Genomic DNA, 22050 nt, shown 5'->3' on the forward strand with positions numbered 1-22050 from the left:
CAGGAGGCAGCGATGGCGCAGGAGCAGACCAAGCGCGGTGGTGGCGGTGACGAGGACGATGTCACCGACCTGGGAGGACCGGCCGGGCAGGAGCGCCGCGAAAAGCTGGCGGAGGACACCGACGATCTGCTCGATGAGATCGATGACGTGCTGGAAGAGAACGCCGAGGACTTCGTGCGGGCGTACGTCCAAAAGGGTGGCCAGTGATCTGGCGCGATGATTCGATCGCGCCCCAGCAGTTCACCCGACACTCGCACCTTTCCTCGTTCTCCGAGTACCTGAGGATTCAGGCCCCGGAGTTGCTTCCGGGACTCGGAAAGGCATCAGGTGACGTGATCACGAACCTGCCGCACGGCACGACCATCGTGGCGCTCACGTACCGCGGTGGAGTTCTGATCGCCGGTGACCGGCGCGCCACCCAGGGCAACTACATCGCGAACCGCGATATCGACAAGGTGCAGATCACCGACAACTACTCGGCGACCGGTATCGCGGGAACCGCTGCGATCGCCGTCGAGTTCGCGCGGTTGTATGCCGTCGAATTGGAGCACTACGAGAAGCTCGAAGGTGTGCCCCTGACCTTCAACGGTAAGGCCAATCGGCTCTCGGCCTTGGTGCGTGGCAACCTCGCCGCGGCCATGCAGGGGCTGGTGGCGGTGCCGCTGCTGGTGGGCTACGACATCGACGACCCCAACGGTGAAACCGCTGGGCGCATCGTGTCTTTCGATGTCGCGGGCGGTTGGCACGTCGAGAGTGACGGATACCAGGCGGTGGGTTCTGGTTCGGTGTTCGCCAAATCATCGATCAAGAAGCTCTACAAGTCTGGCGGCGACGCACTGGGTGCGCTGGCGGTGGCGGTAGAGGCGCTGTACGACGCCGCCGAGGACGATTCGGCAACGGGCGGACCGGATCTGGTGCGCCGGGTGTTCCCGACGGCCATTCGGATCGATTCCGGCGGAGCGATTCGGGTGCCCGAGGCCGATATCGAAAGCATCGCGCGCGAGGTCATCCAGAAGCGGACCGAAGCGGCCGAAAGTGGTGATCCCTCATGACCTTTCCGTATTACGCCTCGGTCGAGCAGCTCATGCGCGACCGTTCGGAGTTGGCGCGCAAGGGAATCAGCCGCGGTCGTTCGGTCGTGGCGCTCACCTATGCCGACGGCGTGTTGTTTGTCGCCGAGAACCCGTCCAACTCGCTGCAGAAGGTCAGCGAGGTGTACGACCGGGTGGGTTTCGCCGCCGTCGGAAAGTTCAACGAGTTCGACCGACTGCGCCGCGGTGGTATCCAGTGGGCCGATATGCGCGGCTATGCCTATGACCGCCGCGACGTGAGTGGACGGCAGCTGGCCAATATCTACGCCGAGGCGCTTGGCACCATCTTCAACGAGCAGGCCAAACCGTATGAGGTGGAGCTGTGTGTCGGTGAGGTGGCTCATCACGGGCGGGACACCCAGCCGGTGCTGTACCGGATCACCTACGACGGCTCGATCGCCGATGAGCCGCACTGGGTGGTCATGGGCGGTAACACCGAGCCGGTGATCAACTCGCTCAAGGAGAGCTACGCCGAGGGCGCCACGCTGAAGGACGCGGTCGGTTTCGCGGTGAAGGCACTGCAGGCAGGGACGGCCGGCGTCAACGGTTCGGAGGGCCGGGCGCTGGGCGGACTTGAGGTGGCGGTGCTGGAACAGAGCCGTCCCCGCAGAGCCTTCCGCCGGATCAAGGGCGCCGCGCTGGAAGCGCTTCTGCCCGAGGACTTCTCCCCGGGGGAGATCGAGGGCGGCGGCGATCCGGGCCCCGAGGCCGGTGATTCCAAAGACTCCAAGGATTCCAAGGACAGTTAGCTCGCACGCGTTTGCTGTCCCCAGCGGATAACACCGCGTCCCGGAAGTTATCCACAGCCTGAAATCGGCGGAACCGTGAGCTGTCGTCGGTGGTCGTACCTGTATCGAACCCGTTTCGTCTCAGGTAGGAGCAGTCATGTCCGTCACCACCGACAAAGACACATACATCGATCTCGCGACACTGCGACTGGCAGACGGCGCCTGTGAGGAGCTGGCCGCGCGCTGCGAGCTGCTACGGAGCGCTTTTGCGGGCGCCATCGCGCGTCTGGACACCATCGCACCCGCAGGCCATTCGATCTTCGGCGACTGTGCGGAGGGCCGGGGGTGGTACCAGGTGGTTCATGACGCCGTCCGGGCACCCGAGGGATCGCTCACCGCCGTTCTCGAACAGCATCGATCCGTACTTACCGAGTTCGCCGAAACATTCCGGCGCATCGGCGACGCCTACCGCGACATCGACACGAACTCTGCCGACTGCTCCCGGAAAGCGGGGGCGGTGAGATGACCGGTGCAGTGCAGCCCGATGAATGGCACGGCGACAAATGGAGCCACGAATCGATCATGGACCTGCAGGCGCGGATGGAGCCCGACGGTATCAAGCGCATCGCCGGCGAATGGACGAGCACTCTGAGCAAGCTCGATTCGCTGCTCATCGCATTTCTCGAGGACGTCACGGCGATGATCGGCGAGAGCTGGAGCGGCGCAGGGGCGCGGGAGGCGCTGAGCACCATGCAGGCGTACGTGGAGAACTCGCGGGTGGCACTCGGGGAGGCCACCACCTTGTCCACCGGTCTGAGCCTGCTGGCTCACGTGACGGGTCAATTACAGCGGCAGGTCGTGGCCCCGAGTACCGGCGCACCAGTGGGTCGGCTGGGCGTGCCGGTCGGTTGGAGAGCCTCGGTCACCGATGACCTCGATCTGTGGGAACGAGCGTTGGAGCAGGTACGCACCGTGTACAGCGGTCCGGCGGTACAGGCCGGAAATGCGGTGGCCCAACTGGTCGGCCCCCGGGAACGACTTCGTTTCGGATCCGGCCCCGGTCTGGGTGCGGCAGGCGATTCGTCGCGGGACGAACAGGCCGAGAGGGCCGGGGACTTCCTGGCGCGGTGGGCGTTGGGGGAGTCGGAGACGAACCCGCAGCAGACGATGCCTCAGGGCGGTGCCGGTATGCCGTTGCAGGTACCCCTCATGGTGGCGGGAATGCCGGGTAATCCCTTTCCGGGCAATGATTTCGGGTCGAGGCAGAAATCCGGATCGGGGGTGGACGAGCTCGGTGAGGACGATGTCTACGCGCAGCAGAACTGGATGCGTGATCCGCTCTGGCATGAGAACCCAACCCGCAGCGCCGGGTTCGAATCGGCGACACCCGCGAGTCGTCAGCCGCTTACCCCGGACCGGATGCCGCCGCTCGGCGCGGGAGCAGCGCCGGCGAGTACCGGCGGCATCGGTGCGGGGGCGGCGATCCGGCCATGGGGTGCGATGATGCCGATGATGGGTGCGTATCCGTCGCACACGAACCAGCGGCGCGGGGATGAAAACGAGCACTACAGCCCCGGATATCTCGTCAATGGCGAGAACACCCGCGAGCTGCTGGGGGAGTTGCCCAAGGGCTCGGCCCCGGTTATCGGTTTATGGGAGCACGAGCCCGATGACGATCTCGGACCACCGCCCCGTCGCGGGTTTCGTTCGCGCTGAGCCGGACCCTTGAGTGTCCGGGTTTGCACCCGGTATCAATACCGGGTGCCTTCGACGCCCTCTGCTGATAGCTGCTGTTGTCTGACGCCGCCCCATCGCGCCTAGCCACAGAAAGCCATTCGCATAGTGTCTGTATTTGTCGACATCGTTCCCCCCGAAGAGTCGCCCGCCGAATCGAAGGAAGCAGCCCCGCGCCCGTCGCAGTGGCGCCGCCGGTTGACCAGCGCTGCCCTGCCGCTGCTCTCGGTGGTCGTGTTCGTCGGCATCTGGCAGTTGGCCGCGGTGAGCGGCATTTGGAACCAGACCTTCGTGCCGTATCCGAGTAGCGTGTGGCACGCGTTCATCGAGGTCTCCACCAACCATGACGGCGTGCATGGATACGGTGGCTACCTGCTGGCCGAACATCTGTATATGACGCTGCGCCGCTTGCTTTTCGGTGTCATCATCGGCGTTACCGGCGGCGTGTTGCTGGGCCTGGTCATGGGATCGGTCGGCTGGGTGCGCAGCGTGCTCGAGCCGTGGCTGACGTTCCTGCGCACGCTGCCGCCGTTGGCGTACTTCTTCCTGTTAGTCATTTGGCTGGGCATCGACGAGGCCCCCAAGATCACGCTGCTCGCGTTGGCGGCGCTGCCACCGGCCGCGGTCGCCACCACCGCCGCCGTGGTGGCCGCACCGGTCGGGCTGGTGGAGGCTGCCCGCGCCCTGGGCGCCACCCGCTGGCAGGTGACCCGTGACGTTGTCATCCCCGCGGCGCTGCCGGAGACATTCACCGGAGTTCGGCTCGCGGTGGGCATGGCGTACTCCTCGGTGGTCGCCGCCGAATTGTTCAACGGCATACCCGGAATCGGCGGTCTGGTGAAAGACGCGAGCAACTACAACAACACGCCTGTGGTACTCGTCGGAATCTTTTCGATCGGGATCTCGGGACTGATCATCGACGCGGCGCTGCGGGCTGTGGAGCGCCGTGCGGTGCCGTGGAGGGGAAAGGTATGAGAGCGGGCCGAATCGCGGCGGCGCTGATGGTGGCGATCGGGCTCCTGTCCGGATGCGCCATCGACCACTCAGGCCTGCAGGATGGTAAACCGACCATCCGCATCGGGTATCAGAACTTCCCCAGCGGCGACCTCGTGGTCAAGCAAAACCGTTGGCTGGAAACGGCTTTACCCGATTACAACATCAAGTGGACGCGGTTCGACTCCGGTGCCGATGTCAACACGGCATTCATCGCCAGGGAGCTGGACTTCGGGTCGCTGGGCTCAAGTCCCTTCGCGCGGGGATTGTCGGCGCCCTTGAACATCCCGTACCGGGTGGCCTTCGTTCTCGATGTCGCGGGTGACAACGAGGCCCTGGTGGCCAGTAATCGCAGCGGTGTCACGACGATCGCGGGCCTGCGGGGCAAGCGCGTGGGTACCCCCTTTGCCTCCACCGCCCACTACAGCCTGTTGGCGGCATTGGCTCAGAACGGACTGTCCGCCAAGGATGTTCAGCTCGTGGATCTGCAGCCACAAGCCGCGCTGGCCGCCTTCGACCGTGGTGACGTGGACGCCGTCTACACCTGGTTGCCCACGGTGGACCAGGTGCGCAAGAACGGTAGGGATCTCATCACCAGCCGGCAGCTGGCCCAGGGGAGTAAACCCACCCTGGACCTGGCGGCCGTGGCCAACGTCTTCTCCGACGCGCACCCGGAGATCGTCGACGTGTGGCGCCAGCAGCAGGCACGGGCGCTGCGACTCATTCATGACGATCCGAGTGCGGCGGCCAAGGCCATCGCCGCCGAGAACGGGCTCACTCCACAAGAGGTGGCGGGCCAGCTCAAGCAGGGGATCTACTTGACTCCCGGTGAGGTCGCGTCTCCGAAATGGCTTGGTGAACAGGGAAAGCCGGGCCATATCGCCGTGGACCTGCAGAGTGCGTCACAGTTCCTGGCCGAACAGAAGCAGATCCCCGCTGCGGCGCCACTGTCGACATTCGAGAATGCCGTCTACACGAAAGGCCTACCCGGTGTCATTGGCAAATGATGTGGAGAGCACTGTCCAGGAAAGCAAAACCGGATCGATAAAGATCAGTGGCGTCACGCACCGCTACGGCAGCGGCGCGGACAGGACCACGGCACTGGGCCCGGTGGACCTGACTGTCGATCCGGGGACCTTTCTGGTCTTGGTCGGGGCCTCGGGCTGCGGAAAGAGCACCCTGTTGCGGCTGCTGGCCGGATTCGAATCACCGAGTGAGGGGGCCGTACAGGTGGCCGGCGATGCGCCCACCCCAGGCATCACCTCCGGAGTCGTCTTTCAGCAGCCACGGCTATTCCCCTGGCGCACCGTGGGAGGCAACGTCGAGCTCGCCCTGAAGTACGCAAAGGTGCCTCGGGATCGATGGACGCAGCGCCGGGACGAACTGCTCACCCGGGTCGGGCTGGAGGGCACCGCGAGTCGGCGCATCTGGGAGATCAGCGGCGGCCAGCAGCAGCGGGTGGCCATCGCCCGGGCCCTCGCCGCGGAGACCCCGCTTTTCCTCCTGGACGAACCGTTCGCCGCGCTCGACGCACTCACCCGCGAGCGTCTCCAGGAAGATGTCCGGCAGGTCAGTGCCGAGTCGGGCCGCACCACGGTGTTCGTCACACACAGCGCCGAGGAGGCTGCCTTCCTCGGGTCGCGCATCGTCGTGCTGACCCGCCGCCCGGGGCAAGTGGCACTGGACATTCCGGTGAACCTGCCCAGAACCGGCATCGACCCCGACGATCTACGCCGTTCTCCCGAGTACGCCGAACTGCGTACCGAGGTGGGCAAGGCCGTCAAGGCCGCTGCCGCGTGACGCGCGCGAACAGTTTGCGGCAGGTCGAACCGACGAGTGTCCGGCCTCGAGTCTGCACGGCTGCGCACCCGTTAACATGGTTGTGCCACAGGGAGAGCGGACTCGTTACGCAGTGTTATCGGGACGGTGCTGTATCTGGCTGACGCGCGCGGCTAGCATTACTGGCATACGTCACGGGTGGGCGAAGAAGCTCACCTCAGCTGGGCCCTCATCGTGGTGTCCCGTTCTTACTTCTCCTTGTTCTGAGGATCGAAAATGAGCGAAGAACTCTTCGTCGGCATGAGTGAAACCGGGTGGGATCATGCGCCCTGGGAAATCGAGCCGACCTTTACCCCCAGTGAACTGCGGATTCTGCTGAATCCCGCTCTATCGGTTACGCAGGCGGCCGACGAGGTGGGCTGCGTCGAGCACGACGTGCAGCGACTCAGGGACTCCGCCTGATCCGGCGCCTATCCATGTCCGGTATCCCGCAGTAGTTTTGCCGCCTCCATTTGGTACGCGTGTTCTGCCCATTGCAGCGGCGTTGTGCTGAAACGGTTGTCGGCGATTGTGCGATCGGCTCCTGCGTCCAGAAGCCTTCGGATCAACCCGAGGTCGCCCGCCCAGGCGGCGTGATGCAGCGGCGTCGCGCCTTCGTCGTCGCGGGCATTGACGTCGGTGGGGAAGGCGGGTACCACGACGGTGGCGCCCGCGGTGTCGATTCCATGCCGTGCGAGCAGTTCCAGCCTGCCGGAGAACCCGTGCTCGGCGGCCCAGTCGACCTGCCGCCGCCACATCTGTTGACGGGTCTCCATGGCCTCGCCCAGGCGGAGTTCCCACGGGCTTGCCCCGGCATCGGCCAGCCCGTGGGCGAACAGCAGCTCCAGATGCGAATCGTCGGGGCGAAACATCCTGTTGTAGAGGGTCTGCTGATCCACCGGGTGTGCGCCGCGCTGCAGCAGAACGGTGGCCAGCGCTTCGGCGAAGGGGTGCCGGGGCTGACGTCCCGGCCCCTGCTCACCGTCGCCGAACACCCCCGTCAGCGCGGTGAACGGAGTGGACAGACCGCGCCAGAGGTATCCCGCGTTCGGATCGGCGCCGGCGTCCAGAAGCAGGCGCGCGGCAGCCACCGTCTGCTGCTCCGTACGACCCAATGGCGCACGGCCGTAGCACAGGTACATGATCGGAAACCATTGGTATGGACCACCATTAGTGCTCGCCAGTGTTGGGTGTGCCGCCAGATGTCGTGCGAGTGCGGCCGGGTCGGCGGCCGAGGCGGCCGCCCATACATGCCGATCTACCAGCGCGGGATCGGCGGCCACCAGGTCCGCGGCCGCCTGCCAACGGGGCGGTTCATCGTCTTCGTCGTATCGCAGCGATGCCAGAGCGCAGAATCGGTCGGCCGTGTCGAGCGCCGCTTCGGACACCGCGCTGGGATCGGTGCTGAGTCCGGCGGCAAGCTCCACGTAGTGCACGAGCGCGGGCCAGCCGGTGAATCCGTAGCGGCGGGCCACTGTCAGCTGGGCATCGTGCAGTGCGAATTGTTCACCCGCCAAGGCGATATCCGGACGTGGATGGTGTTGACGCACCACGCCGGCCGCGTCAAGATCGGTGGCTCGCATCGCGCGCTGCAGTCCGCGCGCCTCATCGCGGAGGCGATCAAGTGACGGATTGGTGGGAAGGGTGCTGGCCATGACGGCCTCCTCTCGTGTGCCCGATGTCCGCGAGACCAGGTGCGAGAAGAGGTCGGTAAACCAGTGCAAGCAAGGCAGGGAGGCTGAGCCTCTTCGGGCGGACACCGGGCGCTCCTGCACGCCCGGCGTCCACTTTACCGCGCTAGAGCGTGGGCCGGCGGTCTGCCCACGGTGCGGTTGCCTCCAACTGGGCGGCCAGCCGGATGAGCAGTGATTCGCCGCCCAGTGGGGCGACGAACTGCACACCGAGGGGCAGGCCCTTCGGCGTTTGATACAGGGGCAGGGAAATCGCGGGGCGCCCAGTCAGATTCGCCAACTGGGTATAGGGAACCCAGCCGAGGTTGTCGTTGATCATGCTGTCGACGATGTTGGCGTACTTGAGCACGCGGGCCGTCTTGGTGCGCAACAACAGATCGGACACCGCCGCCAAGGGTGCCGGAAGGTTGAACTCGCCGATCTTCGGTGGGACCTTGGCAAGCGTGGGCGTGAGCAACAGGTCGTAGTCGCCGAAGAAGGTGGCCAGTTCCCGTACATAGTTGTGCCGGCGCTCCACGGCCGCAACATAATCGGGGCCGTTGGTGGCGCGGCCCAGCGCGGCGATGAGCAGGGTGTCGCGTTCGAAGCCTTCGTCACCGGCTCCGGTCAGCCGCTTGGTGTCGTCCACCTCGTAGGCCGCGTGCACAAACCAGGTCAGCAGGAAGTCGCGTGCCAGCTGCCCATCGTCATACGGGGCGCTCACCTCTTCCACCTCGTGGCCCAGATGCGTCAGGACACGCACCGCGGCCTCGACCGCGGCGGCTGCCGCCGGATCGGGATTGGGGGTGATGACGGTCGGGATGCGCACCCCGATCCGCAGCTTTCCGGGATCCCTGCCCACCTGCGAGGCGTACGAATCCTCGGGTATGGCAGGCAGGTACGGCGACGTCGCATCCGGTCCGGCGATGACATCGAGCATGGCGGCGGTATCGCGGACGGTGCGTGAGACCGTGCCGCTCACGGCCGCGCCGTGCATGGGTTCGCCGGCCGCCGGACCCATCGGAGTGATGCCACGCCCTGGCTTGAGGCCCACCAGACCACAACATCCCGCGGGGATGCGGATGGACCCGCCGCCGTCGCTGGCACCGGCCACCGGCACGATTCCCGCCGCGACGGCGGCCGCGGAGCCACCCGATGATCCGCCGGGTGTGCGGTCCAGATCCCACGGATTCCGGCTAGCCCCAAAAAGTTCCGGCTCGGTGATGCCCTTCGAGCCGAACTTGGGGGTGTTGGTCTTGCCGAAGATGACCAGACCGGCGTCGAGCCACCGCTGCACGATGGTGGAATGCTCCGGCGCGGGAAGGGTGGACAGCGCCCGGCACCCTCCCGATGTCGGGTGGCCCTTGTAGTCCTGGCCGAGGTCCTTGATGAGAAAAGGAACCCCCGCGAACGGACCGCTCAGCTCGCCCTCGACCTGTTTATCCGCCTCCGGAATGGTCCGGACTATGGCAGTGATCTTGTTGTTGACCGCTACCGCGCGGGCGCGGGCCGCAGCGAGCAGTTCGGCCGGGGTGACCTGCTTGGTGGCCACCAGCTCAGCCAGGCCGGTGGCGTCGTATCGGGAGTATTCGGAGAAGTCCACCCGGTCAGCCTATGCGGCCTCACGGGGTCAGGCGTTGGCCTTCTTCAACACATCGTTGTAGATGGCGACTATCTTCTCGGTCTGCAGCGACTGCCGCGGCTCGTCCTGGTGCGCGGTCACCACCTCGGTCATCTGCCGCAGCTTGGCGCGGTCATCGGCCAACGCCCGGATGGCCTTCGCAATGGCCTCGACGGATTCGTTCTCGGTGACCAGGCCACCGCCGTCGGGTACCGACTCGCCCAGGATCTCGTCGCAGAAGATCACCGGAGTCGACATCGAAATCGCCTCCAGCAGAACCAGTCCCTGGGTGTCGAAACCGTAGGAGGTGAACAGTAGGGCGCTGCTGGCTCCCATCGCCGCCAGGCAGCTGTCCTGGCTGACCCGGCCGCGCAGCCTGATGCGGTGCGAAGCTCCGTGTGAATCGACGTACTTCTTGATGGCGTGCTCGAGGTGGCCGTCGCCGTAGATGTCCATGACGCAGTTCTGGACCTGGGTGGCGGCCTTCACGGCCTCCAGCACCCGCTTCTCCGGGGACAGCCGTCCGCACCAGATCAGCCGTAGCGGCTCGTCGTCGGTCGGCTTGTCGTCGGCGGCTTCACGGGCGATGTCCACCAGCTCGTCGTCCACGCCATTGGAGACCACCGAAATCGGCCGACGCAGCCCGCGGTCGGTGAGGGCCTGGGCAAAGTGTGTCGTCGGGGTGATCTCGTGATCCACCGCCTGCGCCTGGGCCATCATCAGCTGCCACGCCCGCCGCGACGCGGCCGATTCCTGCACCGTCGTCAGGTGGAAATCCTTGGGTAGATGGCGCTCCTGCATCTGGCTGAAGATCCACGCCAACAGCAGGGGGTTGGGGCTGGCCTTTTCGAAGTACACGTCGTACCGGGTGTGCTTGGTCTGCACCACCGGGATGCCATTGCGGCGGGCCGCTTCCACGCCGGCGATGCAGACGCCCAGGTCGCCCTGGCTGTGGATGATGTCGATCGGCCCGCGGGCACGAAGCTCACGATCGATCAGTTCCTTGTTCGCCGCCCCGGGCCATACGAAGGTGAAATCGTCGTGCTTGCCGAGCTTGCGCATCGCCTCGGCCACGAATGGCACCGGCTTGACCTCGACGACGTTCGGGTCGGGGTCAACGGTGTGGGCCAGCGGCGCGGTGAACACCGTCACCTTGTGTCCCAGCCGTTCCAGCCCGTGACGCTGGCGCGCCACCGAGATCTGCGCCCCGCCCAGGCTCTCAGGGTGAAGATCGGTGAACAGCGCAATATGCATTGTCGAAACCTGTCGTTGTGTGCCAATACGGCGTGCGGAAAACCGGGCCCAACCCGAACCGAACCGTATCGGATCGCCGGTCGTGCTGCTGAGATACCCAGACAGATGGCCTCGAGAAAGGCCAGCCTCCCCGCTGTCGATGGCCTCACCCAGTAGGCTCGATGGTGTGCAACGTCGAATTATGGGGATCGAGACCGAGTTCGGCGTCACGTGCACATTTCACGGCCACCGGCGATTGAGCCCGGACGAGGTCGCCCGTTACCTGTTCCGCAGGGTGGTGTCCTGGGGGCGCAGCTCCAACGTCTTCCTGCGTAATGGCGCGCGGCTCTACCTTGACGTGGGCAGCCACCCCGAGTACGCCACCGCCGAGTGCGACAGCCTGGTGCAGCTGGTCACCCATGACCGCGCCGGAGAGCGCGTCCTGGAAGATCTGCTCATCGACGCCGAACAGCGTCTCTCCGACGAGGGCATCGGCGGCGACATCTACCTGTTCAAGAACAACACCGATTCCGCGGGTAACTCGTACGGCTGCCACGAGAACTACCTCATCGTGCGGGCCGGCGAGTTCTCCCGGATCTCGGATGTGCTGCTGCCGTTCCTGGTCACCCGCCAATTGATCTGCGGGGCGGGCAAGGTGCTGCTCACGCCCAAGGCCGCGACCTATTGCTTATCGCAACGCGCCGAGCATATTTGGGAAGGTGTGTCCTCGGCGACCACGCGTAGCCGCCCCATCATCAACACGCGCGACGAGCCGCACGCCGACGCCGAGAAGTACCGGCGCCTGCACGTCATCGTCGGCGACTCCAACATGTCCGAGTCCACCACCATGCTCAAGGTGGGCACCGCGGCGCTGGTGCTGGAGATGATCGAGTCGGGTGTGGCATTCCGGGACTTCTCGTTGGACAACCCGATCCGTGCTATCCGCGAGGTCAGCCACGACCTCACCGGCCGCCGTCCGGTCCGGCTCGCCGGGGGGCGGCAGGCCAGCGCGCTGGACATCCAGCGCGAATACCACGCGCGGGCCGTGGAACATCTCAACACCAGAGAACCCAATGAGCAGGTCGAGCAGGTCGTCGAACTTTGGGGCCGCACGCTGGATGCTGTTGAGAGCCAAGACTTCTCGAAGGTCGACACCGAGATTGACTGGGTGATCAAGCGCAAGCTGTTCCAGCGGTACCAGGACCGCTACAACATGGAGCTGTCTGACCCGAAGATCGCTCAGCTGGACCTGGCCTATCACGACATCAAGCGTGGCCGGGGCGTGTTCGACCTGCTGCAACGCAAGGGGTTGGCCGCACGCATCACCACCGATGAGGAGATCAAGGCCGCCGTCGATCAGCCGCCGCAGACCACGCGCGCCAAGCTGCGCGGCGACTTCATCACCGCCGCCCAGGAGGCCGGCCGCGATTTCACCGTCGACTGGGTGCACCTCAAGCTCAACGACCAGGCGCAACGCACCGTGCTGTGCAAGGACCCGTTCCGGTCGGTCGACGAGCGGGTGGAACGGCTCATCGCCAGCATGTAGCGCTCGCGCTCGGCGTTTGGGTCGTGTCCGAACAAACATTCGGACACTCCCGCATGCGCTCCGGGCTGACGTGCCGGTTTCCTCTAAGCTTTCCGCCGTGGCGATCTCCAAAGTCGAGCGGTTGATGAACCTGGTGATCTGCCTGCTGTCCACCCGAACCTATGTCACCGCAGAACGAATCCGCACCTCTGTGGCCGGTTACTCGGACTCGCCGAGCGATGAGGCCTTCAGCCGGATGTTCGAGCGCGACAAGAACGAACTGCGCGACCTGGGCATCCCGCTGGAAACGGGCAAAGTGTCGTCCTTCGACGCCACGGAGGGCTACCGCATCCGTCGCGACGCCTACGAGTTGCCCGATATCACTCTCACCGCCGATGAATCCGCGGCTGTTGCGGTCGCCACGCAGCTGTGGCAGTCGCCCGAACTGGTCACCGCCGCACAGGGTGCGCTGATGAAACTGCGCGCGGCGGGCGTCGACGTCGATCCCGCCGCCGAGAACGTTTCGGTGGCGGCGCCCGCCGCGATGCCCGGTGGTCGTGGGTCGGAATCGGTGTTGCGAATCCTGCTGTCCGCCATCGACTCCGGTCAGGCAGTGCAGTTCGGACACCGTCCCTCACGCGCCGAGCCCTACGTCACGCGCACCGTGGAGCCGTGGGGCGTGATCACCGACCGCGGCCGCTGGTACCTGGTCGGACACGATCGAGACCGCAATGCCACCCGTACGTTCCGGCTCTCCCGCATCGGAGAGGACGTCACGATGCTGGAAAAGCCGGGCACGGTGCGCCGCCCCGACGGAGTGGATCTGCGCGCCATCGTGGCCAGAGCTGTCGGCGATGGGCCGGTGCGCATCACCGCGCGGGTATGGATCGCCGAGGGGCGCGCCCAGGAGCTGCGCCGGATGGGTGCCATGGTCGAACCCCGTCGGCTGGGCGAACGCGACGGCGATGTGGTCGAGATCGAGGTGGCCTCACCCGACCGCCTGGTTCGTTCGATCGCCTCCCACGGCGCCGATGCGGTCGCGTTGGAGCCGGCGCAGGTGCGCGACGAGGTCATCGCTCGTCTCCAGGAACACGCAGGAGTTACGGCATGACCGAGCTGTCGAATCGTCTGACCCGGCTTCTCAACATGGTTCCGTACTTTCAGGCCAATCCCGGTATCAGTGCCGCTGACGCCGCCGCGGACCTGGGCGTCACCACCAAACAGCTGATGGCAGATCTGAACCAGCTGTGGATGTGTGGCCTGCCTGGTTACGGCCCCGGCGATCTGATCGATCTCTCGTTCTCCGAGGAGAGCATCGAGGTCACATTCTCGGCCGGTATCGACCGTCCGCTGCGCCTCACCTCGCCCGAGGCGACGGCGCTGTTGGTCGCCCTGCGCGCCCTGCTGGACATGCCCGGCACCGTCGACCCGGAGGCCGCACGCAGCGCTATCGCCAAGATCGAGGATGCGGCGGGGGCTGGCGACGAGACGCTCGGACGAAGAGAATCAACCACCGAATCGGACGCTTCATCGGCGACCCCTGTCGAGTCCGCGGCGGTCTCCGCCGTCCGCGCGGCTGTGCGTAACCGCAAGGCGCTGCGCATCGAGTACTACTCGGCATCACGAGATGCCTTGTCGGAGCGGATAGTCGACCCCATTCGGATCGCGGTCGTGGGGGAACACAGCTACCTGGAGGCCTGGTGTCGCGCCTCCGAGGGGGTGCGGCTGTTCCGGTTCGACAGGATCGAACAAGCCGAGGTTCTCGATCAGCGATCGGCACCCCCTGCGCCCGCGGTACAGACGGCCACCGACACCGGCTTGTTCGAGGCGGACCCCTCGTTGCCGGCCGCGACGGTATTGGTCGGGCCGAGTGCCTCCTGGGTCTTCGACTACTTCCCGATGCGGCCCACCGGCGCCCAGCATGCCGACGGATCGGTCGAGGCCGCCATGACCTATGCCTCCGAGGACTGGATGGCGCGGCTGATCCTCGGTTTCGGTTCGGCGATCCGGGTGCTGGCGCCGGAATCCCTGGCGCGACGGGTGCGTACCGACGCGGCGGCGGCACTGGCGGCGTATCGGGCCAGCTGACCGCGATCAGCCCTGGGGTAGCATCAAGGCAGACACGACGCCAGAGGAGGTGACCACGTTGGGCGGTCTACAACCCATGCACTGGGTGATCGTAATTGTCGTATTCGCGCTGCTCTTCGGTGCCAAGAAGCTGCCCGACCTCGCGCGTTCGCTGGGTAAGTCGCTGCGGATCTTCAAATCCGAAGTCAAGGAACTGCAAAACGAGGGAAATTCTGCGAAGGCGGCCGACGCCCCACCAGCGGTGGAGCAGCAGCAAGTGCCACCCGCTACCGCGGTGGAAGCACCGCCGATCGAATCGACTCCCGGTCACAAGCCCACTGCCTAGCCGCGTTCCGCCGCGATAGGCCGGCCGGATAGGTCATGCGTTCATGAATAAGGTCCTGGGTGCTCTTGGGCTGCAGCGAAAGTCCAGACAGCCCAAGAATTCCGACGGCACCATGTCGCTCGTCGAGCATCTGCAGGAGCTGCGTACCCGTCTGTTGATCTCGGTGGCCGCCGTCCTGCTGACCACCATCGTCGGGTTCTTCTGGTACGAGCACGCGATGTTCGGTGTGGAGAGCCTCGGTGAGTGGTTGCGTGGACCGTACTGCTCGCTGCCGGCCAGCGCGCGCGCCAATCTGAGCGCCGATGGGGCCTGCCGGCTGCTGGCGACCGCGCCTTTCGAGCAGTTCATGCTGCGCCTCAAGGTAGGTCTGACCGCCGGTGTGGTGCTGGCCTGTCCGGTGTGGCTGTACCAGATCTGGCGGTTCATCACGCCGGGCCTGTATCGCAACGAACGCAAATTCGCGGTCATCTTCGTCACCGCGGCGACGGTGCTGTTCGTCGCCGGTGCGCTATTGGCCTACACGGTGCTGGCCAAGGCCCTGCATTTCCTCTTGACGGTGGGCAGCGACGTCCAGGTCACCGGGCTCAAGGGTGACGAGTACTTCAGTTTTCTGATCAACGTGTTGCTGGTCTTCGGCGTCAGCTTCGAGTTCCCGCTGTTGCTCGTCATGCTCAATTTCGTTGGGATCCTGTCCTACGCCAAGCTCAAGAATTGGCGTAGGGGCATCATCTTCGGCCTGTTCGTGTTCGCGGCCTTCGCGACCCCGGGATCGGATCCGTTCACGATGACTGCGCTGGGCCTCGCGCTGACGGTGCTGCTGGAGTTCTCCATTCAGGTGGCCCGGATCCACGACAGACGCAAGGCCAAGCGGGAGGCCGCGCAGGAGCTCAGCGATGACGAGGCCTCGGCTTTGGATGCTCCCGAGGCCATTGCCGCGCCCGAACCGATCGGTCCTCCCGAGCGGTTTGACAACATGGGCAAGTGACCAGCATCGGAACCCAACTCAGTGCGTTCTCCCAAGGGCTGAGTTTTGCTCTCGATCCCTTTCAGGTCCGCGCGTGCACGGCGCTGGAAAACGGCCACGGCGTGCTGGTCTGTGCACCCACCGGCGCGGGTAAGACCATCGTCGGAGAATTCGCGGTCCACCTGGCGCTGGCGGCCGGACGCAAGTGCTTCTACACCACCCCGATCAAGGCGCTGAGCAACCAGAAACACAACGACTTGGTGTCGGTGTACGGACCGGAGAAGGTCGGCCTGCTTACCGGAGACTCCTCGATCAACTCCGATGCCCCGGTGGTCGTGATGACCACCGAGGTGCTGCGGAACATGCTGTATGCGGATTCGCCAGCACTGCATGGTCTTTCGTATGTGGTCATGGACGAGGTGCATTTCCTGGCCGACCGATTCCGCGGTGCGGTCTGGGAAGAAGTCATTTTGCACCTGCCCGAAGAGGTGGCCCTGGCCAGCCTGTCGGCCACGGTAAGCAACGCCGAAGAATTCGGCGGATGGATCAAAACAGTCCGCGGGGACACGGCCGTCGTGGTCGACGAGACCAGGCCGGTCCCGCTATGGCAGCACGTCATGGTCGGGCGGCGGCTCTTCGATCTCTTTGATTACGACGGCAAGAAAACCGATGTCGACCCGGAGCTCACCCGCTACATAGCCCAGCGGCGCCAGGCCGATCGCTTCGCAGACTTCGACCGCCCACGCCGACGGGGACCACACGATCGTGGCGGGCGTCCTCCCACGCTCTATCGCCCGCCATCGCGACCCGAGGTCATCACCCGGCTCGACGAGGACGGCCTACTTCCGGCGATCACGTTCATCTTTTCTCGTGCTGGCTGCGATGGCGCTGTGGCGCAATGCCTTCGATCCCGGTTGCGCCTCACCACCGAGGAGGACCGGCGGGAGATCGTTGCCATCATCGACCGCCGCACCGAGGGGCTGCCCGAGGCAGACCTGGACGTGCTCGGCTACTGGCAGTGGCGTGAGGGGCTGCTGCGCGGTATCGCCGCCCACCATGCCGGCATGCTGCCGGTCTTCCGGCACACCGTCGAGGAACTGTTCACCAAGGGGCTCGTGAAGGCGGTATTTGCCACCGAGACACTGGCATTGGGTATCAACATGCCCGCGCGCACGGTGGTGCTGGAGCGGTTGGTGAAGTTCAACGGCGAGCAGCACGCGGCGTTGACTCCGGGGGAGTACACCCAGTTGACCGGGCGGGCGGGCCGACGCGGAATCGACGTCGAGGGACACGCCGTCGTGTTGTGGACGCCCGAGGTGGAACCCAGCGAGATCGCAGGTCTGGCGTCCACGCGTACCTTCCCGCTGCGCAGCTCGTTTGCGCCGTCCTACAACATGACGATCAATCTGGTGCACCGCATGGGCCCGGATCCGGCGCGCGAACTACTGGAGCGATCCTTCGCGCAGTTCCAGGCCGACCGCTCGGTGGTGGGACTGGTCCGCGGTATCGAACGTGGCAAGAAGATGCTGGACGAGATCGCCAAGGAGATTGACGGGCACGACGGGTCCGTCCTGGAATACGTCCGGTTGCGCGGCAGGCTCTCTGAGCGCGAGCGGGCGGCGGCGCGCACCTCGCGGCTGGAACGTCGCGGTGCGGCCAACGATGCCCTGGCGGCGCTCAAGCGCGGCGATGTCATCGCGATACCTCACGGCCGCCGCAATGGCGTGGCCGTCGTGCTGGAGCCGGCCCACGACGACGATGACCCGCGCCCGTTGGTGTTGACCGAACATCGTTGGGCCGGAAGGATTTCATCGGCGGACTACTCAGGAACCGCGGAACCGCTCGGATCCATCAGCCTGCCTAAGCGTGTCGAGCACCGCCAGCCCAAGGTGCGCCGTGACGTGGCGTCAGCCCTGCGATCGGCACTGGACGAGGGCCGGGTGCGCAGGCCGCAACCCGTGAAGGGGCGCAAGAACGATTCGGGCACTGATGGTTCAGATCTCGGCGTCGAGGTTGAACGGCTGCGCCGTGAAATCCGGGATCATCCGGTGCACCACGCTCCCAACCGTGAGGAACTGGCGCGGACGGCCGAGCGCTACCTGCGCATCGAACGCGATAACGCACAACTGCAGAAGAAGGTGTCGGCCGCCACCAACTCACTCGCGCGCACGTTTGACCGCATCCTGACGCTGCTGACCGAACGCGGATACGTCCAGGACAGCTCCGAACTCGGCAAGAAGGTGACCGAGGACGGCATGCTGCTGGCGCGTATCTACAGCGAGAGCGATCTGCTGGTGGCCGAATGTCTGCGGCGCGGACTGTGGGCGGGGCTCAAACCCGCGGAACTGGCGGCCGTGGCCTCGGCCGTGCTGTACGAGTCGCGTGGTGATGCGGTATCGGTGACGGGGGAGGCGCCCACTGCGGCGCTGCGCGCGGCGCTCGCCGAAACCCACCGGGCACTGGCACGGTTGCGTCACGACGAACAGCGGCATCAGCTCGCGCCCACGCGCGAGGTCGATGAGGGCTTCGTCGCGGCGGTGTACCGCTGGGCGACCACCGGTGATCTGGCGGCATCGTTGGAGGCGGCCGGTGATACGGGCACCGCGCTACCGGCAGGTGATTTCGTGCGGTGGTGCCGGCAAGTGGTTGATCTGCTCGACCAGATCAACAAGGCAGCGCCGGACGCCGGGGTGCGCTCGGTGGCGAGGGCCGCGGTCGCCGACGTGCGGCGTGGCGTCGTTGCCGTTGATGGCACATAACGACGAGCAAACGCTAAGGTGGAGCGTCAGCACCCTCTTACACACCGGTAAGTAACAAAGTCGCGACACGGGAGGAACGATGAGCGGTCCACAGGGAACCGAACCTGGCGGACAGTGGGCGCCCCAACCTGGGCAAGGCCAAGAGCCGTGGCAGACACCGCAATCCTCAGATCCGGCGCAGCAGGGTGACCCGAGTTGGCAGCAGCCCGCCTATGGCCAGGGCCAGCAGTATCCGCAGTACCAGCAGCCGGGTTTCCCGGGCGGTGGATTTGGGGATCCGAGCCAGTTCGGCCAGCAGCCCAGTCAGCCGGGGTTCGGTGAGCCAAGCCAGTTCGGTCAGCCCGGCGCCTACGGCCAGCCGGGACAGTACGGACAGCAGGGTGGATACCCGGGCCAGTACGGACAGCAGCAGGGACAGCCGTTCCCGCAGTTCGGCGCCGGAAAGCCGCAGCGTTCCACCAAGACCATCGCGATCATCGGCGGTATCGTCGCGGCCGCGGTGATCCTGATCGTGGTGCTGATTACCGCCTTCCTGGCACCTGGCTGGGCCATGACCACAACCCTGGACGTCAACAAGGCGCAGGAGGGTGTGACCAAGGTTCTCACCGACGAAACCAATGGCTACGGCGCCAAGAACGTCAAGGACGTCAAGTGCAACGATGGCCAGAATCCCGAGGTGAAGAAGGGCGCCACCTTCAACTGCGATGTCAGCATCGACGGCACCAAGCGACAGGTCACCGTGACCTTCCAGAACGACAAGGGCACCTACGAGGTCGGCCGCCCCAAGTAACGAGTTCCGCCAAAACGCCGAGCGCATGCAGTGACGCGCTCGGCGTTTTGCGTTCTCGGCTTAAGGCTGCGGCAGCGTGTCCAATGCCTTCTGGAGGCGCGTGATCGCCGAACCGATGCCCAGCTCGGCACCGAGTTCGGCGACTCGCCGCGGATCTCGGGCGGCCAGCGGTAGCGCATCGCTGTCCCGATCGATGGTGACCGGCGCATCCACGGCCACCCGCACCACCGGCTCGGCAGCCGCGATGTAGTCGACCGAGGCCTGCAACTTGGCGCGAACGGCCTTGGCCAGCCCTGATTTTGGATCATCGGCCGCTGCGAGAATGCCGGTCAGCGAGTGGTGCTCGGCCAGAAGTTTGGCGGCGGTCTTCTCGCCCACCCCGGCTACACCGGGCAGACCGTCGGACGGGTCGCCGCGCAGCAGGGCCAGCTCGGCGTACGCCGCGCCGGCGCGCTCGACGGGCACGCCGTACTGCTCGGATACCTCTACCGGTCCGAACAATGTGGCCTTGGCGAACCCGCGCCCCATGTAGAAGACGCGAACAGGTACCGGGGCATTGGTGACCACCTGCAGTAGGTCTCGGTCCCCGCTGACCACGATCACCGGGTCGCGCCGTTCAGCGGCCGCGAGGGTGCCCAGTACGTCGTCGGCTTCGAATCCCGGGGCGCCGGCGGACGCGATGCCGAACGCATCCAGCATTTCGGCGATCATGTCGACCTGGGGTGTCAGGTCGTCGGGCACCTCTTCGACATCGACGGCGCCGTCGGGCTCCTCCGTGACCACACGATGCGCCTTGTACGACGGAATCGCGGCAACCCGCCAGGCGGGCCGCCAGTCCAGATCCAGGCACACCACAAGCCGATGCGGCCGATGCAGCGTGATGAGCTGGGAGATGGTGTCGAGGAAGCCGCGGACCGCATTGACGGGCCTGCCATCAGGGGACTTGATGGAATCCGGGACGCCGAAGTATGAACGGAACCACAGGCTGGCTCCGTCGAGGAGCAGGACGGGTCGGTGGAGGTCTTCTGACACGGCACTCAACCTATGCCAGATAGCCTGGACCGTATGGCACCCCAGCGTTTTGAATCCGATGTGTACGCCAACCGTCTGCAACGTGCCGCTCAGGAGGCCGCGACGGCCGGGGTGGGGGGCTTGGTGGTCACACCCGGATACGACCTGAGATATCTGACCGGCTCACGCGCGCAGACATTCGAGCGGCTCACCGCGTTGGTGGTGCCTGCCTCGGGAACGCCCACCCTGATCGCGCCGCGGATGGAGCTTGCGGCGCTGCAGGATTCGGCGATCGGCGACCTCGGCATCCCGATCAGCGATTGGGTGGACGGGGAGAATCCCTATGAGCTGGTACGGGCGGCGTTGGGTTCCCCGGATGGTGCGTTGTCGGGCACCATTGCCGTCACCGAGTCCATGCCCGCGCTGCATCTACTCCCGCTGACCGAATTGATCGGGACCGTGCCGATACTGGCCACCGGGGTGCTGCGCAGACTGCGCATGGTCAAGGACGCCTCCGAGATCGATGCCCTGCGCAAGGCCGGGGCGGCCATCGATCGCGTCCACGCGCTGGTGCCCGAACTGCTGGTGCCGGGCCGCACGGAGGCGCAGGTGGCCGCCGACATCGCTGAAGCGATTGTGGCCGAGGGGCATTCGGAAGTCGCCTTCATCATCGTCGGGTCCGGTCCGCATGGGGCCGACCCGCACCACGAATGCTCCGACCGCGAGCTGCAGACCGGGGACATCGTCGTGGTGGACATCGGCGGCAGCTACGAGCCCGGTTACAACTCCGACAGCACGCGTACCTACAGCATTGGTGAGCCTGACTCCGATGTGGCTCACCGGATTTCAATTCTGGAGCAGGCGCAGCAGGCAGCGGTACGGGCGGCCCGGCCCGGCGTGAGCGCCCAGTCGGTGGATGCCGCCGCGCGCCGCGTTCTCGTCGAGGCGGGGATGGGTGAAGCATTCGTGCATCGCACCGGACACGGCATCGGATTGTCGGTACACGAGGAGCCGTACATCGTGGAGGGCAACGATCTGATCCTGGAGCCAGGAATGGCCTTCAGCATCGAGCCTGGTGTGTACTTCCCGGGGCAGTGGGGCGCGCGAATCGAGGACATCGTCGTCGTCACCGAAAATGGTTGCGAATCGGTGAATTCACGGCCGCACGGCCTGACGGTGGTGCCTACTCGGTAGGAGCGTCGCCGCGGTTCAGCAGATCCGAGGAGCCCAGTACCCGTTCGATCTTGACCTCGATGACCACCCGCTGCGGGTTCACCCGCGGTGTGCGGTAGCGCTGCGCATAACGCAGCTCGGCGTCGCGTACCGCCTCTTTGTCGGTGACGACGGTGGCCGAGCCCTCCAGGGAAAGCCAGCGGGCGCCGTCCACCTGACTCAGTACCGCGAGGCCTCCACGCTCGGCGTTGACCGCTTTCTGTGACCCGCCGGTGGTGATGACCCGCGCGATGTGCGTGACCGGGTCAAAAGTGAAGCCGACAGCCACCACGTGCGGGCTGTTGTCCTGCCGCAGGGTGGTCAGCATCGCGAGATGGCGCTCGGACAGGAACGCCAGCGCATCATCGGTAAGTCGAGTTGTAGGGGTGTTCGGCATCAAGTCTCACGCTAGCGCAGGACATAATCGCTGACGTGACCGACACGGTGCGACACTCCGGCCAGCTTGGGGATGATCCGCGTGCGGGAAG

At 65.7% G+C, this 22050-nt stretch carries 22 protein-coding genes; 17 read left to right on the top strand and 5 right to left on the bottom strand.

The annotated features are described in order from the left end of the window. Nucleotides 1–12: 12 nt before the first annotated feature. The 9 genes from AOT87_RS14945 (at nucleotide 13) to AOT87_RS14985 (ending at nucleotide 6787) form a co-directional block, all read left to right on the top strand. Entirely contained in the window at nucleotides 13–207 is a 195-nt protein-coding gene (locus AOT87_RS14945; protein ID WP_030095612.1) for a ubiquitin-like protein Pup, read from the top strand. Then, nucleotides 204–1052 (top strand): proteasome subunit beta, encoded by an 849-nt coding sequence (gene prcB, locus AOT87_RS14950; protein ID WP_057968022.1) that lies wholly within the window; start codon nucleotides 204–206, stop codon nucleotides 1050–1052. The genes AOT87_RS14945 and prcB overlap by 4 nt, the downstream gene beginning before the upstream one ends. Beyond that, on the top strand, nucleotides 1049–1840 hold the full coding sequence (prcA, locus tag AOT87_RS14955; protein ID WP_030095614.1) for a proteasome subunit alpha: 792 nt from the start codon (nucleotides 1049–1051) through the stop codon (nucleotides 1838–1840). Before prcB ends, prcA begins: the two co-directional genes overlap by 4 nt. Nucleotides 1841–1976: 136 nt before the next feature. Further along, on the top strand, nucleotides 1977–2345 hold the full coding sequence (locus tag AOT87_RS14960; RefSeq protein ID WP_057968021.1) for a hypothetical protein: 369 nt from the start codon (nucleotides 1977–1979) through the stop codon (nucleotides 2343–2345). Further along, on the top strand, nucleotides 2342–3535 hold the full coding sequence (locus AOT87_RS14965) for a hypothetical protein (RefSeq protein WP_057968020.1): 1194 nt from the start codon (nucleotides 2342–2344) through the stop codon (nucleotides 3533–3535). The genes AOT87_RS14960 and AOT87_RS14965 overlap by 4 nt, the downstream gene beginning before the upstream one ends. A gap of 126 nt (nucleotides 3536–3661) precedes the next feature. Further along, nucleotides 3662–4528 (top strand): ABC transporter permease, encoded by an 867-nt coding sequence (locus tag AOT87_RS14970; RefSeq protein ID WP_030095617.1) that lies wholly within the window; start codon nucleotides 3662–3664, stop codon nucleotides 4526–4528. Then, nucleotides 4525–5553, top strand: a complete 1029-nt coding sequence (locus AOT87_RS14975) for an ABC transporter substrate-binding protein (protein ID WP_057964727.1) — start codon at nucleotides 4525–4527, stop codon at nucleotides 5551–5553. The genes AOT87_RS14970 and AOT87_RS14975 overlap by 4 nt, the downstream gene beginning before the upstream one ends. Continuing rightward, complete coding sequence (locus AOT87_RS14980) at nucleotides 5537–6346, top strand: ABC transporter ATP-binding protein (RefSeq protein WP_057968019.1); 810 nt, start codon at nucleotides 5537–5539, stop codon at nucleotides 6344–6346. Before AOT87_RS14975 ends, AOT87_RS14980 begins: the two co-directional genes overlap by 17 nt. Before the next feature lie 255 nt (nucleotides 6347–6601). Continuing rightward, a complete protein-coding gene (locus AOT87_RS14985) occupies nucleotides 6602–6787 on the top strand; it encodes a hypothetical protein (protein ID WP_057968018.1) in 186 nt (61 codons plus the stop codon). Between the two features lie 8 nt (nucleotides 6788–6795). Here the strand turns inward: AOT87_RS14985 and AOT87_RS14990 are convergent, their stop codons facing one another. The 3 genes from AOT87_RS14990 to AOT87_RS15000 all read right to left on the bottom strand — a co-directional run bounded on the left by AOT87_RS14990 (nucleotide 6796) and on the right by AOT87_RS15000 (nucleotide 10909). After that, entirely contained in the window at nucleotides 6796–8019 is a 1224-nt protein-coding gene (locus AOT87_RS14990) for an ankyrin repeat domain-containing protein (RefSeq protein ID WP_057968017.1), read from the bottom strand. 142 nt (nucleotides 8020–8161) lie between these two features. After that, complete coding sequence (locus tag AOT87_RS14995; protein ID WP_057968016.1) at nucleotides 8162–9637, bottom strand: amidase; 1476 nt, start codon at nucleotides 9635–9637, stop codon at nucleotides 8162–8164. 27 nt (nucleotides 9638–9664) lie between these two features. Then, on the bottom strand, nucleotides 9665–10909 hold the full coding sequence (locus AOT87_RS15000) for a glycosyltransferase (protein WP_057968015.1): 1245 nt from the start codon (nucleotides 10907–10909) through the stop codon (nucleotides 9665–9667). 166 nt (nucleotides 10910–11075) lie between these two features. Here AOT87_RS15000 and pafA point away from each other — a divergent pair, with 166 nt between their 5' ends. The 7 genes from pafA (at nucleotide 11076) to AOT87_RS15035 (ending at nucleotide 19339) form a co-directional block, all read left to right on the top strand. Beyond that, complete coding sequence (gene pafA / locus AOT87_RS15005) at nucleotides 11076–12434, top strand: Pup--protein ligase (RefSeq protein ID WP_030095624.1); 1359 nt, start codon at nucleotides 11076–11078, stop codon at nucleotides 12432–12434. A gap of 97 nt (nucleotides 12435–12531) precedes the next feature. After that, the gene (locus tag AOT87_RS15010; RefSeq protein WP_057968014.1) at nucleotides 12532–13524 is read left to right on the top strand and encodes a YafY family protein; all 993 of its coding nucleotides are present in this window, start codon (nucleotides 12532–12534) and stop codon (nucleotides 13522–13524) included. Next, nucleotides 13521–14501 carry a YafY family protein gene (locus AOT87_RS15015; protein WP_057968013.1) on the top strand — a complete coding sequence of 327 codons (981 nt, stop codon included), beginning with the start codon at nucleotides 13521–13523 and terminating at the stop codon, nucleotides 14499–14501. Before AOT87_RS15010 ends, AOT87_RS15015 begins: the two co-directional genes overlap by 4 nt. 58 nt (nucleotides 14502–14559) lie before the next feature. Further along, nucleotides 14560–14826: a Sec-independent protein translocase subunit TatA gene (gene tatA / locus AOT87_RS15020; RefSeq protein WP_044104701.1), complete on the top strand. Its 267-nt coding sequence runs from the start codon at nucleotides 14560–14562 to the stop codon at nucleotides 14824–14826. Nucleotides 14827–14938: 112 nt separating this feature from the next. Beyond that, nucleotides 14939–15811, top strand: coding sequence for a twin-arginine translocase subunit TatC (tatC, locus tag AOT87_RS15025; RefSeq protein WP_057969764.1), 873 nt, complete (start codon nucleotides 14939–14941; stop codon nucleotides 15809–15811). Next, nucleotides 15808–18549 (top strand): RNA helicase, encoded by a 2742-nt coding sequence (locus AOT87_RS15030; protein WP_057967034.1) that lies wholly within the window; start codon nucleotides 15808–15810, stop codon nucleotides 18547–18549. The genes tatC and AOT87_RS15030 overlap by 4 nt, the downstream gene beginning before the upstream one ends. 79 nt (nucleotides 18550–18628) lie before the next feature. Next, nucleotides 18629–19339, top strand: coding sequence for a DUF4333 domain-containing protein (locus AOT87_RS15035; protein WP_057967035.1), 711 nt, complete (start codon nucleotides 18629–18631; stop codon nucleotides 19337–19339). A 60-nt stretch (nucleotides 19340–19399) separates the two neighbouring features. On the opposite strand, the gene AOT87_RS15040 is transcribed toward AOT87_RS15035, so the two are convergent. Then, a complete protein-coding gene (locus AOT87_RS15040; RefSeq protein ID WP_057967060.1) occupies nucleotides 19400–20344 on the bottom strand; it encodes a 5'-3' exonuclease in 945 nt (314 codons plus the stop codon). 60 nt (nucleotides 20345–20404) lie between these two features. Here AOT87_RS15040 and AOT87_RS15045 point away from each other — a divergent pair, with 60 nt between their 5' ends. After that, nucleotides 20405–21544, top strand: a complete 1140-nt coding sequence (locus tag AOT87_RS15045) for a Xaa-Pro peptidase family protein (protein WP_057967061.1) — start codon at nucleotides 20405–20407, stop codon at nucleotides 21542–21544. On the opposite strand, the gene AOT87_RS15050 is transcribed toward AOT87_RS15045, so the two are convergent. After that, nucleotides 21534–21959, bottom strand: a complete 426-nt coding sequence (locus AOT87_RS15050) for a F420-dependent biliverdin reductase (protein ID WP_030095633.1) — start codon at nucleotides 21957–21959, stop codon at nucleotides 21534–21536. The genes AOT87_RS15045 and AOT87_RS15050 overlap by 11 nt on opposite strands. Nucleotides 21960–22050 lie beyond the last annotated feature (91 nt).

This window comes from Mycobacteroides sp. H003, assembly GCF_001440135.1.
GTDB classification, from domain to species: Bacteria; Actinomycetota; Actinomycetes; order Mycobacteriales; family Mycobacteriaceae; genus Mycobacterium; species Mycobacterium gwanakae.